The sequence below is a fragment of the Boudabousia tangfeifanii genome, from assembly GCF_001856685.1.
In the GTDB taxonomy this organism is placed as follows: Bacteria; Actinomycetota; Actinomycetes; order Actinomycetales; family Actinomycetaceae; genus Boudabousia; species Boudabousia tangfeifanii.
Map to the genome: position 1 here is coordinate 1,516,415 of NZ_CP017812.1, position 17,243 is coordinate 1,533,657.

Annotated in this window: 15 protein-coding genes and 1 pseudogene; 6 read left to right on the plus strand and 10 right to left on the minus strand. The window is 51.3% G+C overall.

The annotated features are described in order from the left end of the window. Positions 1-1,288: 1,288 nt before the first annotated feature. From ychF (BK816_RS06260) to ychF (BK816_RS06270), 3 genes and pseudogenes are all read right to left on the minus strand, one after another. A pseudogene (gene ychF, locus BK816_RS06260) lies at positions 1,289-2,251 on the minus strand (redox-regulated ATPase YchF); the annotation flags it as partial. Positions 2,252-2,331: 80 nt separating this feature from the next. After that, on the minus strand, positions 2,332-3,921 hold the full coding sequence (locus BK816_RS09545) for an S-layer homology domain-containing protein (RefSeq protein ID WP_071164408.1): 1,590 nt from the start codon (positions 3,919-3,921) through the stop codon (positions 2,332-2,334). 335 nt (positions 3,922-4,256) lie between these two features. Further along, the gene (gene ychF / locus BK816_RS06270; protein ID WP_071164968.1) at positions 4,257-5,342 is read right to left on the minus strand and encodes a redox-regulated ATPase YchF; all 1,086 of its coding nucleotides are present in this window, start codon (positions 5,340-5,342) and stop codon (positions 4,257-4,259) included. A gap of 133 nt (positions 5,343-5,475) precedes the next feature. On the opposite strand from ychF (BK816_RS06270), the gene msrA reads away from it, so the two are divergent. Then, complete coding sequence (msrA, locus tag BK816_RS06275; protein ID WP_071164409.1) at positions 5,476-5,985, plus strand: peptide-methionine (S)-S-oxide reductase MsrA; 510 nt, start codon at positions 5,476-5,478, stop codon at positions 5,983-5,985. 251 nt (positions 5,986-6,236) lie between these two features. After that, positions 6,237-7,307: a DNA recombination protein RmuC gene (locus BK816_RS06280; RefSeq protein ID WP_071164410.1), complete on the plus strand. Its 1,071-nt coding sequence runs from the start codon at positions 6,237-6,239 to the stop codon at positions 7,305-7,307. A 9-nt stretch (positions 7,308-7,316) separates the two neighbouring features. On the opposite strand, the gene BK816_RS06285 is transcribed toward BK816_RS06280, so the two are convergent. Continuing rightward, the gene (locus tag BK816_RS06285) at positions 7,317-8,321 is read right to left on the minus strand and encodes a 4-hydroxy-3-methylbut-2-enyl diphosphate reductase (protein ID WP_071164411.1); all 1,005 of its coding nucleotides are present in this window, start codon (positions 8,319-8,321) and stop codon (positions 7,317-7,319) included. Positions 8,322-8,394: 73 nt separating this feature from the next. Between BK816_RS06285 and xseA the strand changes: the two genes are divergently transcribed. Continuing rightward, positions 8,395-9,642 (plus strand): exodeoxyribonuclease VII large subunit, encoded by a 1,248-nt coding sequence (xseA, locus tag BK816_RS06290; RefSeq protein ID WP_236842307.1) that lies wholly within the window; start codon positions 8,395-8,397, stop codon positions 9,640-9,642. Positions 9,643-9,672: 30 nt separating this feature from the next. Then, a complete protein-coding gene (locus BK816_RS06295; RefSeq protein ID WP_236842308.1) occupies positions 9,673-9,924 on the plus strand; it encodes an exodeoxyribonuclease VII small subunit in 252 nt (83 codons plus the stop codon). A 19-nt stretch (positions 9,925-9,943) separates the two neighbouring features. Here the strand turns inward: BK816_RS06295 and BK816_RS06300 are convergent, their stop codons facing one another. Beyond that, positions 9,944-10,708 carry an isoprenyl transferase gene (locus BK816_RS06300; protein WP_071164413.1) on the minus strand — a complete coding sequence of 255 codons (765 nt, stop codon included), beginning with the start codon at positions 10,706-10,708 and terminating at the stop codon, positions 9,944-9,946. A 115-nt stretch (positions 10,709-10,823) separates the two neighbouring features. Between BK816_RS06300 and trhA the strand changes: the two genes are divergently transcribed. Further along, entirely contained in the window at positions 10,824-11,498 is a 675-nt protein-coding gene (gene trhA / locus BK816_RS06305) for a PAQR family membrane homeostasis protein TrhA (protein WP_071164414.1), read from the plus strand. 107 nt (positions 11,499-11,605) lie between these two features. Beyond that, positions 11,606-12,085, plus strand: a complete 480-nt coding sequence (gene greA, locus BK816_RS06310) for a transcription elongation factor GreA (protein ID WP_071164415.1) — start codon at positions 11,606-11,608, stop codon at positions 12,083-12,085. A gap of 156 nt (positions 12,086-12,241) precedes the next feature. Here the strand turns inward: greA and BK816_RS06315 are convergent, their stop codons facing one another. From BK816_RS06315 to BK816_RS06335, 5 genes are all read right to left on the minus strand, one after another. Further along, the gene (locus BK816_RS06315; RefSeq protein WP_156981946.1) at positions 12,242-13,393 is read right to left on the minus strand and encodes an IS1249 family transposase; all 1,152 of its coding nucleotides are present in this window, start codon (positions 13,391-13,393) and stop codon (positions 12,242-12,244) included. Positions 13,394-13,703: 310 nt separating this feature from the next. Next, entirely contained in the window at positions 13,704-14,963 is a 1,260-nt protein-coding gene (locus tag BK816_RS06320; protein WP_071164416.1) for an AI-2E family transporter, read from the minus strand. Between the two features lie 109 nt (positions 14,964-15,072). After that, positions 15,073-15,771 (minus strand): hypothetical protein, encoded by a 699-nt coding sequence (locus BK816_RS06325; protein WP_071164417.1) that lies wholly within the window; start codon positions 15,769-15,771, stop codon positions 15,073-15,075. A 33-nt stretch (positions 15,772-15,804) separates the two neighbouring features. Then, positions 15,805-16,206, minus strand: a complete 402-nt coding sequence (locus tag BK816_RS06330) for an FKBP-type peptidyl-prolyl cis-trans isomerase (RefSeq protein ID WP_156981998.1) — start codon at positions 16,204-16,206, stop codon at positions 15,805-15,807. 126 nt (positions 16,207-16,332) lie between these two features. After that, a complete protein-coding gene (locus tag BK816_RS06335) occupies positions 16,333-17,226 on the minus strand; it encodes a Bax inhibitor-1/YccA family protein (RefSeq protein ID WP_071164419.1) in 894 nt (297 codons plus the stop codon). Positions 17,227-17,243: the final 17 nt, after the last annotated feature.

A 17,243-nucleotide genomic window follows, 5' to 3' on the forward strand; every position in this document is an offset into this window, starting at 1 on the left:
AATAAAGCTAGCAGCAACGAACTCAAACCATGGGGGCAAATAATCCACTCCTATTGGAAGAAAGTCCTATATTCTCTCCCCTCAAGACAAATATTGGTGTGCTTAATCTCTTCGCACATTATTCCAATTTTCAACACGATACTATCGGTGTAACTTGGAAGATGAAAAAACCAAATACATGATCGGAGGTGAAGAACCAAAATGGAAAAATGTCAAAAATGCAATTGTGAACTGGGCGCAAATGATAACTGTCCCGATTGCAAACAGATTAAGAAAAAATTACTAGCGAGGCTAGGAATCGTGCCCTAAAAGCATTACTTGAAGAAGAAAACGATTGTTGCATAAAATCAGAAGAGAGCTTTGAATTCTAGCTGAGTTTGCCGCAATATAGTAAGAACAGTAAATCTGATAAATCTAGAAAAATAAATAAATAATCACAAAGCAAATCCTATTAATATTTACTCGATAGTTTTTATTTGAGTTTGCTTGACTAGAATTAACACATTTTAAAATCCTAAAGCTGTCGTTGCTGAGAAGGCCAAATTATTCCTTCAGCGGCGGCAGCTTTAGCTTTTACAGTCAAGCTTCAATATGACTTAGTTATCAAGCGGGAAGCTGCAATGAAGTAGTAGCGTATCTCCGCTGATGCTATTTGTCCCTATTTTGGTACCGACTATTGCGAAACTCGCTCCAGATCATCGCATAATGCAAGAATGACCGGTGAGGCCAAGCCAGTACATGCCTTTGACAATAGCTTTTTTTTCCCCCTCCCTTAAGGTGAATCTAGTCGCCTTTTCTGCTCCCAATATGTTCCAAATACTTTGACTTATGCAAACGAATACCCACCCTAATTTAGAAAATTCGAAACTCGTTCAGATTAGTTAGTTAGGCACGAATGACCTTATACCTTTGGGAAGTTCTCTATCATGATTGGATTCCACCGTCAGCAAGATTACCTTCAGTGCGAGTTCGAACACCCCAATTATTGCTAAACAGTGTAGCTCCATAGAGACCACCTTCACTGCTCAACTTATCAGGATATAGCGGGAATTCATGAGTCGCGCCGTATCCTTAATGATTTCGCTAAAAAGCCTATTTGACAGCATAAATCATCATGAAGATTTCCCAGTCTAAGGCAATTTTCTTCTGTCGAGGCTCTTTAGTCTTGCCCTTGCCAACCCCTATTAAAACTTTGCGGAGGCTGATCAAAAGAAGCGCAACTTGCAGAGCTAGAACATGGCGTCATGTAGTCTCAATAGTCTTGTCGCGTATTTGGATCTCAGGTAAATTATACGTTAAACCTGAATTCGACGACGTCTCCGTCGACCATAATGTAGTCTTTGCCTTCCATCCGGACTTTACCGGCGGCGCGAGCGTTGGCCATGGAGCCTGCTTCCATTAGATCATCGAAGGAAACAACTTCGGCCTTAATAAAGCCCTTCTGGAAGTCGGTGTGAATAACGCCGGCAGCCTCCGGAGCGGTTGCACCCTTCTTGACAGTCCAGGCACGCGATTCTTTCGGACCAGCAGTCAGATAGGTTTGCAAACCGAGGGTATCGAAACCAACACGGGCTAGTTTGTCGAGGCCGGATTCTTCTACCCCAGCGTCGGCCAGCATTTCGGCGGCCTCGTCCTCGTCCAACTCGACTAGCTCCGACTCAAACTGCGCATCAAGGAAGACGGCCTCGGCAGGTGCGACCAAAGCCGAGAGCTTCGCCTGAAGTTCCTTATCATCCATACCATCCGAGTCCATGTTGAACACGTAAATGAATGGTTTGGTAGTCATTAGCTGGAAGGACTTGAGCGCATCCTTGTCCAAACCGGCCTTATCGGCCTCGGCGTAAAGCAACTTGCCGTCCTCGAGCAGGGCCAAAGCAGCCTTAGCGGTATCAAGAAACACCGGTTCAGTCTTCTTGCCACGAACTTCCTTTTCCAAACGAGGAATTGCCTTCTCCAACGTTTGGATATCAGCCAAAATCAGTTCGGTAGAAATGGTTTCAATATCGGCGGCAGCATCCACCTTGCCGTCAACGTGAACCACGTCTGGGTCGGCAAAAGCACGAGTCACCTGGCAGATCGCGTCAGCCTCACGAATGTTCGCCAAGAACTGGTTGCCCAACCCTTCACCCTCGGAAGCACCACGCACAATACCCGCAATATCAACGAAAGAAACGGTCGCTGGAACAGTGCGTTCAGAGTTGAACACCTCTGCCAGCTGATTCAAACGAGGGTCAGGCAAAGGCACCACACCACTGGCATCTCCCAAAAACCGGTCGTAAAACACGTTACGCTGGCCGCCGAGGAAGGACGGGCCAGCGTAACTAGCTACAGTTACTGCACGAATTTGTCAGTGTGTAGGCGATAAATAAAGGCAGCCATTGCCTCACGGCTAATCGGGGCTTCCGGATGGAATGAGCCATCGCCCCATCCAGTTGTGATCCCAATTTGTTTGGCCCACCAGATCTCCTTCCCAAAACCAGTGGTTCGATTAACCACTGTGTCTTTGAAGAGTCTTTGCCCATCTTTAGGCACTAAATACCGGTTTGGCCGGTTCAGCGGATCGCAGATGCTCCCACCGGCACCCTTAGACAGCCAAAGATTCGATTCCTTCATCCGTTTCTGAACAGCTGTTGGCAGAGGAAGTCTAACGTCAAAGTCGCCCTGCGGGAATGGTCCATATCCGAAAGATTTGCTTGTTTTTTGGGAGCATAGACGATATAAAAACGCTGTCATTGCTTCTCGACTGATTGGCTCCTTAGGACGGAAAGTACCATCATTCCAACCAGTTGTAATCCCTGTTTGACGAAGCCACATGATCTCGTTCCTAAATGGATTCGATTTGCCGACATCTTTAAACTCTTTCCCATTAAACTGAGCGGTATTTCGCTCACCTCCATGAGCATACCGATAAAGGAAAGCAGCCATTGCTTCACGAGTAATTTTCTGGTCAGGCCTATAAAGCCTCTGCCCCTTGGGGCCATTCCAACCTGTGGTATACCCCCAAAGGTAGAGATGGTTTATTTCACCCACAAAACCACTTTTTGGCCGCTCAGTCTTGGGATCTACTACATCGGAAAACACAGATTCAAATTTAAGCCGTGATACCCCAGAAGAGATGCGGTTAGTTTTTGGAACAAGGCGGTGTTTACTCTTTCGTCCCACTGAAGAGACTTCACTGGAAAGTGCCCTGACCCGTTTTTGCCATTCCTCACCGCTAATGTGCGAAAGCCAGTAGGCTCCGATTGTCCCATTCGGGAGACGACGACCCCACTGAATATCATCATTCGACTTAACTGTTCGATACGTGGCTTTAGAAACATCCTTACCCATTTTCGCCAGCCATTCGGCGCGAGACATAGCGATCGTAATATAGATTTGAAAATTTTCTGGACCACCGGAAACCGAAACACCATAGCTATCAAAATAGTTGCTCAGTCCCAAAGGTAACAGACCACCAGGCCCTTTGTTCCCTAAGAATCCTTGCCCATTACCGGCCAAACCATTATTGACGTCGAAGCCGTCTTGGATCCCAAGTTGTGCGATAGAAAACTTGTACACGTAGGTAAGGTAGGCAATGTCTTCTCCACGATAGGGTTGATTCACATTAAAGCCGCAGAACACGTTAGGATAGCGACAGACATCCTCCGCTCCAGGACGCGGGTTTTGCCGCATCAAATAACGGTTACGTTCGGCAGCTTTCTGATTCAAATAGTGACTAAACTGGGCATCTTTTCTACTCAAAGATATATCTTTTACCGCCACCGTTTGAATCTTGTCAAAATACTCTTTGGTGTCTTTGGCATATTGCGCATAGCTGTCTGCCATTGCACTGTTAGAAACTTGGGTTTTCCCAATCGGCGCAATAGTGATAGCCAAGATTAACGCTAATCCTAGAGTTAAGAATCGCAAGAATCTTTTCATCAGATTTTCCTTTACTTTCAGAATCGTCTAGTGCAAGGAACAATTGCCAACTCTTCGAGCGCTATACTTTTCCAGCCCAGCTAAACATAGAGATAGCAAATCGCCTACATCATTATTTTGCTACTTACATATATGAATTGCTTGCGGTAGGTAAATATTGTGAAAAAATGGGCAATTCTAATCACATACATCAACGCAAGCTAAGAACGGATTTCAGAAAGTCTCGATGTTTATAATCGACTCTCCGCCTTTAGAGAGCAAAACGTATTTGCCCCTGCAAGTAACGTCAAAAGACGCTGCCAGCAGGGGCAAATTCGTTGAAATCTTGCGGAAAACTACACGTTAAACCTAAATTCGACGACGTCTCCGTCGACCATAATGTAGTCTTTGCCTTCCATCCGGACTTTGCCGGCGGCGCGGGCGTTGGCCATGGAGCCTGCTTCCATTAGATCGTCGAAGGAAACAACTTCGGCCTTAATAAAGCCCTTCTGGAAGTCGGTGTGAATGACACCGGCAGCTTCCGGCGCAGTCGCACCCTTCTTGACAGTCCAGGCACGCGATTCTTTCGGACCAGCAGTCAGATAGGTTTGCAAACCGAGGGTATCGAAACCAACACGGGCTAGTTTGTCGAGGCCGGATTCTTCTACCCCGGCGTCGGCCAGCATTTCGGCGGCCTCGTCCTCGTCCAACTCGACTAGCTCCGACTCAAACTGCGCATCAAGGAAGACGGCCTCGGCAGGTGCGACCAAAGCCGAGAGCTTTGCCTGAAGTTCCTTATCATCCATACCATCCGAGTCCATGTTGAACACGTAAATGAATGGTTTGGTAGTCATTAGCTGGAAGGACTTGAGCGCATCCTTGTCCAAACCGGCCTTATCGGCTTCGGCGTAAAGCAACTTGCCGTCCTCGAGCAGGGCCAAAGCAGCCTTCGCGGTATCAAGGTAAACCGGTTCAGTCTTCTTGCCACGAACTTCCTTTTCCAAACGAGGAATTGCCTTCTCCAACGTTTGGATATCAGCCAAAATCAGTTCGGTAGAAATGGTTTCAATATCGGCGGCAGCATCCACCTTGCCGTCAACGTGAACCACGTCCGGGTCGGCAAAAGCACGAGTCACCTGGCAGATCGCGTCAGCCTCACGAATGTTCGCCAAAAACTGGTTGCCCAGCCCTTCACCCTCGGAAGCACCACGCACAATACCCGCAATATCAACGAACGAAACGGTCGCTGGAACAGTGCGTTCAGAGTTGAATACCTCTGCCAGCTGATTCAAACGAGGGTCAGGCAAAGGCACCACACCCACGTTAGGTTCAATCGTTGCGAACGGGTAGTTCGCTGCCAAAACGGTTGCGCGAGTTAGCGCATTAAACAAAGTCGACTTGCCAACATTCGGCAGTCCTGCAATCCCAATAGTTAAAGCCACAGGCACATTCTACGCCATCAACGCCGAGGGCGGCACCCCACCCGCACAACATCACGTCCCCAAGTCGGGGCTTTACTCCCTCGAAAATGGCAACTAAACTAATGAAAAATCGTTCACCCCGAAGGAGGCCCACATGTCCACTGAAAAACTCTACCTAGCAATGGGTTGCTTTTGGGGCGTGGAAAAGGCCGCAAAATTACTCCCCGGGGTGCACAACACCGAGGTTGGCTACATGGGCGGGCACGCTGAAAACCCCACCTACACGCAGGTTTGCACCGGCCTGACTGGGCATGCTGAAACCGTCGAGTTAGAAATCGACTCGGATCAGATCGATACGGCCCTACAGTTCTTCTTCGAAAACCATGACCCGACACAGGTTGATGGCCAAGGCAACGACCTCGGCACCCAGTATCGATCGGTCATCTTCACCTCCACCAAGGCCGCCTACGAAGCTGCCCTGAAGTGGCGTCAGCAAGCGCAAGAAAAACTCACTGCTGCAGGTTACGGACCGGTCACCACCACGATTTATGGTCCCAACGAGCTTCCCGCATTTTGGCCAGCTGAAGAATACCACCAGGACTACCTAGCCAAGAATCCGGGCGGGTACTGCCCAGTGCACGCCACCGGCATCAAGTGCGGCTAGACCTGCCATGCACCCAGTGCGGCTAGCGCTGCTTCATCTCATGTGCCGCTCGCTAGACCTACTCTGCATCAAGTGCGGCTAGGCCTGCTCTGCATTAAACGCGGAAGGTGCTCACGGCATCAAACTCGACAAGTGCTGTCCTCAGATACCCGACCAAGACCCGCACCGGTCTACTTTAAACAGCACTGACTTTCCCCAACCTCGGATTGGCCTGCCCTAAAACGCGTTAAACTCGCGTTTTAATAGAAGGCATGAGTTTGGTTTCCTTTCTAATGCTGCTACTCGGCCTAGCCGTAGGGGTACTAGCTGGCCTGGTAATAGCCCGCTATCTTTTAGCTCCCACCTCACCGGCAATCACGCCTGCCGAGGGCGGGACTGCCGCTTGGACCGCCACCCAGCAGGATCTCGTCGCCCTCAAACAAAACCTCCAAACCTTGGAGAATAATCTGGCACGAACCACCAATCACACCTTGAAGGAACTTGGTTCCCTCAGCCAGCAACTGGCACTGAATGCGGGACACGACCGCCAACTATTAGAAACCACCAGCCAACTCAAGTCTGCCCTCAGCGCGAACCAATCCCGTGGGGCGTGGGGCGAAGTGCAGCTTAAACGGCTCTTCGAAGTATCAGGTATGCTCCCCCACGTCGATTTTGAAACCCAACAGGCGCTGGCCTCTGGGGCTCGCCCCGACGCCATCATTAATCTGCCAGGTGAGAAGGTCATCCCACTCGATGCGAAAGTGCCCCTAGGTGCCTACCTAGAAGCCACCGCGGTTGATCCGGCCTCGGCCACCTACACCACCATGATGCGCTCGCATGCAGTAGCCCTACGAAATCATGTTAAGGAACTAGAGCGCCGCAACTACCATGGACAAATGTCGAACTCGCTCGGTTTCACCCTACTGTTCCTGCCGCTTGAAGCCTTATTATCTGGAGCGTTAGAAGTCGACCCCAACCTGTTAGAAGAAGCCGCTGGGAAAAACATTTTCCTGGTCACACCCACCTCCCTCTTGGCCACCCTGCGATCAGCTGCCCAGTCATGGGTTTGGGCGCAAAGCGAGGATGACGCCAGCCAGATTATCGCCCTCGGCCAGGAACTAACCAAACGGCTCCAGACCTCGGTTACCCACCTGCAAAAAGTGGGCTCAAACCTGCAAAACGCGTTGAAAAACTACAACCAGACCGTGGCCTCGCTGGAAGGACGCGTCCTACCTCAGGCCAGAAAAATTGCGGCTGCCACTCCCATCGACCAGCTCAAACTAATCGATGATGCGAGCGTACGCACTTTTGCCAGTCCAGAACTGGGGACGCCAGAAAACTAACCGAGCATGCTAGGCGACGTGGTCAGGGCGAGAGCGATCCCGATCATTGTGCACGTCAAGTTTGCCTGCCTCTTTCAAATCAGAACGCAGATTCTTAGGCAAACTGAAGCTAATCGACTCGGTTTGGGTCTCTACCTTTTCCAAATCGTTAAAGCCTTGAGTGGACAACCAAGCAATCACGTCGCGCACCAAAATTTCTGGCACTGATGCGCCCGAAGTCAAACCGACAGTTTCCACGTCAGCAAAGAACTCCGGATCCAACTCATCTGCCCCATCAACGCGAACCCCCTTCGGAGTGCCATTTTCCAAGGCAACTTCCAAAAGTCGCACCGAATTAGAAGAGTTTGCCGAGCCCACCACGATCATGGCATCTACCTTGTCGGCCATGGCCTTAACTGCCCCTTGACGATTCTGGGTGGCATAGCAAATGTCATCGCTCGGCGGATCTTGTAGCTTCGGGAACTTTTCCCGCAAGCGACGAACCGTCTCCATCGCTTCGTCCACCGACAAAGTAGTCTGGCTCAGCCACACCACCTTTTCCGGGTCACGAACCTCAACCTGGTCAACCTCATCTGGGCTACCCACGATCTGGATGCGTTCTGGAGCATGTCCGAAAGTACCCTCGACCTCTTCGTGGCCCTCGTGGCCCACCAAAATGATGTCGTAATCGCCCTTATCGAAACGTACCGCCTCACGATGCACCTTCGTCACCAACGGGCAAGTCGCATCAATGGTTTCCAAACGACGAGCCTGGGCCTGCGCCACCACCTGCGGGGAAACGCCATGCGCGGAGAAAACCACCCGGGCGCCCTCGGGCACCTCATCAGTGTCGTTAACAAAAATCGCGCCCCGCTTAGCCAAGGAACTAACCACAAACTTGTTATGGACAATCTCCTTGCGCACATACACTGGGGACCCGTACAACTCCAAGGCCCGCTCAACAGCTTCTACTGCCCGGTCCACGCCCGCGCAGTAGCCTCGAGGATTCGCTAACAAAATCTTCTTCGCACTCATGTGGAAAACCCTACCAGTCAAACCTGTACTTTCTCAGTAGAAAAAACCACATTTTAATGCAACCATGGAGGACATGAGTCAACCACTTGCTGCTACCGCCCTCGAAACTACCCGGGAAAACCCGTGGCCCTTGCGCCTACTTTCCGAAAAAATGAAGGGCTACATCGATCGCATGTCTCCGACTTGGATCGAAGCAGAAGTAGAGGAACTCTCAATTCGCCCCGGGAACAAAATGACCTTCCTCACCTTGCGTGATCTCGAGGGGGAAGAGCACCTCAAAGTTTCCATGTGGGCAGGGGTTATTGCCCCAGTTAAAGACACCATTGCCCCCGGCTCCCGGGTAGTGGTCTACGCTAAGCCCACTTTCTGGACACGCACCGGCACCCTACAACTTCAAGCCGCTGAAATTCACCTCCAGGGTCTCGGCGAAATGTTGGCACGAATCGAACAGTTACGGGTCGCCCTCGCCCAGGAAGGCATCTTTGACGCCTCCCATAAGAAACCTCTACCAGTCATCCCCCGAAAAATCGGCCTAATCTGTGGGCAAGGCGCGAAAGCAGAACAGGACGTAATCGTTAATGCCCGAGGACGGTGGCCAGCTGCCCAATTCGAAACCCGCTACGCCAATGTCCAAGGCGAGCAGTGCCCACCAACCGTGGTGGCAGCCTTACAAGAATTAGACCAAATCCCTGATGTCGACGTCATTATCATCACCCGTGGCGGTGGGGCCGTCGCAGACCTCCTCCCCTTCTCTGACGAGCGCATCGTCCGGGCAGCATTTGCTGCCAAGACTCCCATCGTCTCCGCCATTGGACACGAAACCGACTGTCCACTCCTTGACCTCGTCGCCGACTATCGAGCCTCCACCCCGACCGATGCGGCCAAGCGAGTCGTCCCCGACCTCGAAACCGAACTAACTGGAGTCCAAAACGCACTGGCCCATGCCCGTACCGCCTTTACCTCACGGCTACGCGCCGAGATGGATCAGCTGGCACAAATCCGTTCACGTCCCACTTTTGCCTCCCCTGCAGGGATTATCGATGCCCATCAGCAAGACCTCGATCGGGCCAAAGAATCCATGGCCGAACGGCTTCGCAACCGACTAGAAGTCGAACGAGTCACCCTCGGTGGTCTCACTCGGGAACTCGCCGCCCTCTCCCCCGGAGCCATCATGGAACGCGGCTACTCGGTGGTTCGCGGTCCAGACAAAAAAGTCATCACTAGCCACACTCAAGCCAAAAAGGGCGACATGCTCCAAATCATGCTGGCTGAAGGCAACCTCATTACCACCGTCCAAATCTCCGCAGCCGGCCTGAAATAACCCAAACTTAAACAGAAGAAAAGGAAGAAAATGGAAAACCAAATGAACCCAGCAGCAGCCAACGGCCAAGTGCCCAACCAAAACCAGCCTGTCGACCCCTCGCAGCTCAGCTATGAACAAGCCCGAGCAGAGTTAATTGAGGTTGTTCGTGGACTCGACTCACGCGATATCCCGCTAGAGTCGGCACTTGCCATGTGGGAACGAGGCCAAGCGCTTGCCGCCCGCTGCCAGCAAGTACTCGATGCTGCTCGCGTAAAAGTAGAAAACGCGGGTCAACAGTAAATGAACCAGTAGCCTAGCGTTAGCGGCCCATGCGACGCTCGCGCTGACCATAGTCACGTAGGGCGCGCAAGAAATCAACCCGTCGCATATCGGGCCAATAGGTTTCACAAAAATAATATTCAGAGTGCACCGACTGCCAAAGCAAGAACCCGGACAAACGCTGTTCACCCGAAGTACGAATTACTAGGTCGGGATCAGGTTGCCCGTAGGTGTATAGGTTCTCGGCAATCTCTTCCACATCAACTTCAGTAGCTGCCTGCTCTAGGCTGTCGCCACGCGCTGCCCGCTTCTTAAGTAAGCGGCGAACGGCCTCGGCAATCTCATCACGACCGCCATACCCCACCGCGACATTGACCAGCATGCCATTGCAGTCCTTAGTACGATCACAGGCGGCAGCCATAGTTTTCGCGGCCTCGCTGGGCAACAAATCTAAGTTACCTACCAGCTGCAGTCGCCACGAGCCACTCGCCGCCAAATCATCTACGGTCTCAGTAATAATGCCCATTAGTTGCTCAAGCTCGCGGCTGGAACGTCCCAAGTTGTCGGTCGAAAGCATCCACAAGGTGACGATCTCAACTCCAGCACTTTCTGCCCAACCTAAAAAGTCAAAGATTTTTCGTGCACCTTGACGATGCCCTGAAGCGGTATCGAACCCGGCCTGCTTCGCCCAACGACGATTACCGTCAAGGATTACTCCCACATGCCGCGGAATCGCCCCAGATTGCGAAATTTCGTGACGCAAACGCCGTTCATAGGCATCGTAAAGCAAATCATTTATGCCCATTCGCGCTCCTTCCGAGGACAACCCACAACAAGTGTCTTTGCGATAACCCTACCGCCTATACCTACTTTGCCTCAAACGGGGTAAAGTTAGCTTTAGACTCACCAAGGAGAGACCGATGTCGCCGAAAGCCGAACGCGAAATATTCACCATGCCCGATTGGGAAGAGAAGCCCCTTCTGCGAGGGTGGATCCACCTAATCAGTGTGCCACTCGTGCTGGCTGCCACCATCGTGCTGCTAATCTTGGCCCCCACTACTGGACGAACCATCGCTTGCGTCATTTACCTGCTTTGCTCCGTCCAACTTTTTGGCACGTCAGCGCTATACCATCGTGGCAACTGGGGTAAAACGGGAGACGCCATCTTACGTCGAATGGACCATTCCAATATCTTCCTATTAATCGCGGGCACTTACACCCCCATCGCAGTCTCTGCCCTTAACCAAACCCAAGCGACCATCCTGCTCTCAATAGTCTGGTCAGGTGCCGCTATCGGCATCCTCATGAGAATCTTCTGGCTAGATGCTCCACGCTGGCTCTACACTGCCCTCTACGTAGTCTTAGGGTGGACTGCCCTGTGGTTCTTATACCCCATTGCGCAAGGCGTTGGCTGGGCAGTGGTCTGGCTCCTAGTAGCTGGCGGACTGACCTACACCATTGGGGCAATCTTCTACGGCACCCGTTGGCCCGGACGTAATGCCAAGATCTTCGGATTCCACGAGTTTTTCCACACTTGCACCATTATCGGCTGGACACTCATGTGTATTGCCGCATATTTCGCAGTTTTAAGTTAGTATGTCACCATTACGCAAATAGCCGAGGGCGCTTTCGCCACTAGTCACCGATGGACTTGTTGACTATGATGCTTGGCTAGCAAACCGTTTTAGAAAAAGAGGAAAAAATGAGCGAAAAACGTTGGATTGACCAAGGTTCCTATGACAAGCTTCAGGCTGAACTAAAAACTTTGACTGAAGAAAAGCGTCCCGAAATCGCCCGCAAAATTGATGAGGCTCGCCAGGACGGCGACTTGAAAGAAAACGGCGCTTACCATGCAGCTCGCGACGAGCAGTCCATGAACGAAACCCGAATCGCTCAGTTGGAAGAACTCCTGCGCAACTGTGAAGTTGGCGAGATTCCTGAAGATAACGGCGTAGTCAGCCCAGGTATGGTTGTCGAAGCAAAAGTTGGCCCCCGCGACATGAAATTCCTATTGGGCATGCGCGAAGCCTCGGAAGACATGGACTTGGAAGTTTACTCCCCGCAAGCTCCACTAGGTAAAGCCATTCTAGGTGCCAAGGTGGGTGACACTGTCCCTTACACCGCACCTACCGGTCGTAAGTTCGACGTCAAGATTCTTTCGGTCACCCCGTTCCAGGGCTGAACCAAAAACGGCTAGCTTTTCAAAGCTAGCTTCACACTTGAACTAAATATAGTTAATCGCCAGTGGACACCCCAGCAAGGGGTTGAACCACTGGCGATTAACTATCTAGATTTGTATCAGGGCTATAGGACAAAAAGTGTGTCTGTAGTCTGATTTTTACCTCTCGTAGTGGTAGGTGTGGTGGAGTTCTTTGTATAGCGGGTATGTTCCAAATATTGGTCCGCCGATTAGGGAGTTGTAGTCTGGGTCTGGGGTTGGGTTGGCAGCTTTTTGGTTGGCTTTAAGGATTTCGTCGTGGGTCCATATTGTGCTCAGTATTGTTGGGATATCTTGTGGATTGTATGAATGGCGATAGCACCACCAGCAGATGGTGGTTAGACGGTGCAGTAAGCTCATTCCCCGGTGTGCGTGTAAGAGTTCACGCAGGGGCGAGTTTATGGATCCTTCGATGAGGTTGTTGGTTGCTGGTAAGAGATCTTCTACCTTTGGTATTTTCCCGTCTGGATAGGCCTCAGGGGTTAGGTAGGTGAAGATATGTCCTTTGGCCAAAAGGTTGTTAAGCAGGTTGCGCACTTTGAGTAGTCGGGCGTGTGTTGGCACGATTTGCCCGTTTTCTAGGCGGGTGGTTTCGGCGAGGAATTCTTTGTAACGAGCGCACCAGGATAGGTATTGATCGATCCATTCGTCTCTGTCGTTTTCGGTGCGGACTGTAAGGAGTTTACGCCCTAGATTTAGGATTTCTCTTCCGGCCGCAGTTCGTGGGTGGAGTGTGGTTTGAGCTCTGATGTTGGTGAACACGTGGAAGGTGCACCGTTGGATTTTGGTGGTGGGCCATAGTTCTTTACAGGCCTTGGCAAAGCCGCTCCCGCCGTCGCAAACAACGATTGATGGGCGTTGTAGTTTACGTAGCAGGGCTTGCCATGAGCTTGCACATTCCCTACGGGCAACATGCCAGGCAAGCACTTTTTGCCCAGCAGCGGCGGCGATTAATACGACTGCTTTGCGCCCAAGATAAATACCATCAACATGAACTACCTCAGTGTATACGGGGCATAGGGGTGCTGCCGGCCAGTAATCCCAGCACCAGGCGGTTTGACGTCGAAAGGTTCTACCTGCGCCAGGTAAGCGGCTTAACGGGTAGGGGTGTAATAGCCACTCAAGGAAGCGTTTCATGGTTTTAGCGCGATTATCGATCTTAAGGCTCGTGCTGGCGTTACACATTGAGCACCTCCAGCGAGTAGTGCCTGAAGTGGTGGTGCCGTTCTTCTTCATCTGGGTTTTACACGTGGGGCATTTTGGTCTACTCATACCCCAATTTTGGCTAACTCTAGCCCCGATTTTTAGGCGTAATCGCAGGCGAAAGTGAGACTTTGAGACACACTTTTTGTCCTATATGAACCCCTACCTCAGGGAACTTGAAATGCCACTTTTACGCATGATAGCGCGGTAAAACCCTTGTTAGAGACACACTTTTTGTCCGACTGGGAAGTTCAGTCAAACCAACTAAAAAACGGGTTTTCCCCTGCAAACACAGGGGAAAACCCGCCTCAGGGACACACTTACTGTCCTATAGCCCTTGTATCAACTGCCGAAGGCGACCTCGGCATATTGGGTTAGATCAGGCGTCAGCTTTCTCTTCCTGATCAGACTTTTCCTCAGCCTCATCCTCTTCCTCATCGGAGTCGTCAGAGTCCACTAAGTACAAGTCCTCGTCGCTGTCTCCTGATTTATTCTCATAGGCATCAGCAGAAGCTGCCCGCGAAATGGCTGCATTGAAGAAGGCCATTACCGGCACAGTGAACAAAGCGCCGAGAATACCAACAAGATAACCACCGGCAGTCACCCCGAGCAAAACTGCGACCGGATGCAACGCTACAGCAGAAGCCATCAGGAATGGCTGGAGCACGTTCCCTTCAAGCTGCTGGACAACTAGAACGATAATCAGCATGATCAAAGCGGCAGTCGGACCAACGTCTACCAGCGCCACCAAGACAGCTAGCGCACCGGCAACAATCGCACCAACCATTGGAATGAAACCAGCCAAGAAAGTGGTCAAGGCAATCGGACCCCAAAGGCTAACCCCAAGGAAGTAGGCACCAGTACCGATCCCAACTGCGTCAATCGCAGCAACCAAAACCTGGACTCGTGCCCAAGCACCAACGGTTTGCCAGCCAGTGTAAGCCGATTCGTGAATCGCTCGACGAGCATTTCGTGGGGTTAGATGAACCAACCAGAGCCAAATCTCACGCCCATCCTTTAAGAAGAAAAAGACGCAGAAAAGAATCGTGATAATCGTTGCCAGGCTCGAAGCGGCAGTAGAAGCGGCAAAGAATGCGCCCGAGGCAATCGAACTAACATTCGCTTTCACTGCGGCGGTCAGCTGGTTGCCCGCCTGCTGAATCCACTGCGTTACCTGAGCTTCTTTCACTCCCAAAGGACCATCACTAATCCAATCCATCAAAGTGTTAAACCCAGCGCTAGCCTTATAAGCCAAGCTAGGAGCACCATTAATCATCTGGCCAATGGCGACAGACAGCAAAGTAGCCACCACACCAGTGCCGATGATTAACGCGGTAAGGGCTGAAAGCGCCCTCGGAAAATGAAGTTTGATAGTCAAGAAGCGAACCATTGGCGCCAGCATTGCCGTAAACAGCAAAGAAATCATTACCGGCACTAGCACCATGGAAAGCTGAGCTCCAAGCTGGATTAGCAGGTAGGAAACACCAGCAATCACTAGGATGCGCCAAGACCATGCGGCAGCTACACGAACCCCATAGCTCACCGCATCTTTTGCGTCACGACGATCCACTTTATAGATCGGCTTTCTGACTTTAACTGACTTATTTGATTTAGTATCAGATAGTAGTTTTCCGAACAAAATGTTCCTCAGATTTCTTAATTGAACTGATATGACTGATCAAAGGCGCCAAAAGTTATCGGATAAAGATAAGCTAGGTAGCCCGATCAGTTAGAAAAGGTGGCTTACTTCAGCGCACCAAACGGAGCATTTCTACTCCCAATTCGGGTTCCAAACGACTCATCCCATCAAGAGTAAAGCCGTTGTCCCGATAAAAGTCTCTCGATTCCCCGTCTTCTCGCCAGACCCAAGTCTGTGCCGGAGCAAGCCCCGGCAAAACGTATTCCAGCAAGCGCACGCGAGCAATTTCAATAATCTGTTTCGGAGAAAGCACCCCAGAATCAGGGAGCAAAGTAACGCTAGCAGCGTCAGGTTCCAAAGGATCCAAAGTTTCGATTTCAGGCTGGACGAGGTCGCCCCCACCCCATTCTGAACGTTCCCAAAGCGGAATAAAGCTTTGACGATTTGGAGCAGGAGCGCCTACCCCAATTTCGATGGCGAACTGTGGATCGATCCAGACTCCCTCAAGTTCTAGACGACGCACATCCGTAATGGTGCGGCCTTCTCCTTCGGTGGGTTTCACGCTGGCACAACCAACTAAACGATGACCCATCATGGCCACCGCTAACCGTTCCCCAATCTGGGGAGCGACAATCCGGTCGTGCCAGCGTTGAATTAGACGATCCTGCGCCCAAGCCATTTCTGGAGTATTGGGGGCATCTGATAGTTCCCAGCCGCCTTCTAGCGAACGACAAAGCGAGCCGAGCTGAGCGATCCCAGCGGCCACGGCATCTGTCCGTTCTGCCAAACGAACCATTAGATCCATCATGTTATTCCCCTATAGTCCAGATACTTGGAGTTTTTAGAGCTTGCCTAGGATATCGGTTACGAAGACCAAGGTGTCGCCGCCCTTAATGCCGGCCTGTGGCACGCCACGGTCACCGTAGCCAAGTTCCGAAGGAATCGAAAGAAGCACACGGGAACCGACACGCTGACCAACTAGGCCATCGTCCCAGCCGCGGATGACCATCCCGACGCCAACTTGGAAAACTAACGGCTGGCCGCGGTCGAAGGAATTGTCAAAGACGTTTCCGTTCCAGACCTGGCCGAGGTAGTGGGCTGCGATCTGGTCGCCGGCTTCTACGATGTCACCGTCGCCCTCGGAAAGCACCTGAACCTGCAAACCAGCAGGAGCGGTATCTTCTTTGAAGTCGATAGTGGGCTTTTCCCCGAAGGGCTGTTCTACATTTAGCATTTCTTCCATACCTTAAAGGATAAAGCACCCTTTCCAGTTTTTTCTGAAAAGGGTGCTTTAAATCTGAAATTTAGGGTTATTTCATGGCAGATTATGCCATTGGCGAGGAAAGCTGAAGTAGCCTCATGCCAAAAACTAGTTGCGGTCGTTCAAAATCGCCAAGTAGCGAAGCAGCTGGGTGTATAGCCAAACTAAGGTGACCATCAAGCCAAAGGCAAGTTTCCAACCAACTACGTCAGGCAATCCACGCTCGACAGCCAGCTTGATTGAATCAAAGTCGCCAATCAAAGAACTGACGCCAAGGAAAACGACGAGCAAAGCCAGTAGACCAGCAACTGGGATTCCGAAAATCGTGCCACCTTCGAGTCCCCAAGGATTATTGATTACTCCAAAGCGGACTAGGAAGAAATCAGCGACTTGAAGTAGTAGCAAGGAAAGCACACCCATTAAGGTGAACTTGGCAAGACGAGTTGAGTTTCGCACCTTCCCGGAGGCGAACAGCCCTAATGAAACTGCGAAGACAATCAGCGAGGCGATCACTGCTTGGAAAACCACGCCGGGGACCATGGTTTCAAAGAGCATCGAGAAGAAGGCCAAGCTGGCGCCTTCACAGATGGCGTAAAGGCTAATCAAGGTCGGACTAATGCTCTTTTTGAAAATGTTAATCATGGCCAAGATGAAGCCGGCAAAAGTGGCGCCAAAACCAACCGTGGTGGCAATGTTCTGGCCGCTCCAAGAGAATAGCAACCATTCGCCTACCCCAGCTGCGATTGCTAGTGCAAACAAGAAAAGCGACTTCATTAGTACCGAGTCATAGGTAACTCGACCCATCTCGCTGTTGGTTGCTGCAGGACCAGCGTACTGGCTCTCAAGCGGATCGTACTGCACCGGCGGAACAACTTGCGGCTGCGGCATCGTGCCAGCATTTGAACGACTTTGTGTTCCCTGACCGGGTGTGTAGCCTGGCATGGTTGGGTAACCTGCTGGCGTTTTAAGTTCAGTCATGTTGCTGAAAACTGGATTGGACATATAAACCCCTCCTTGGG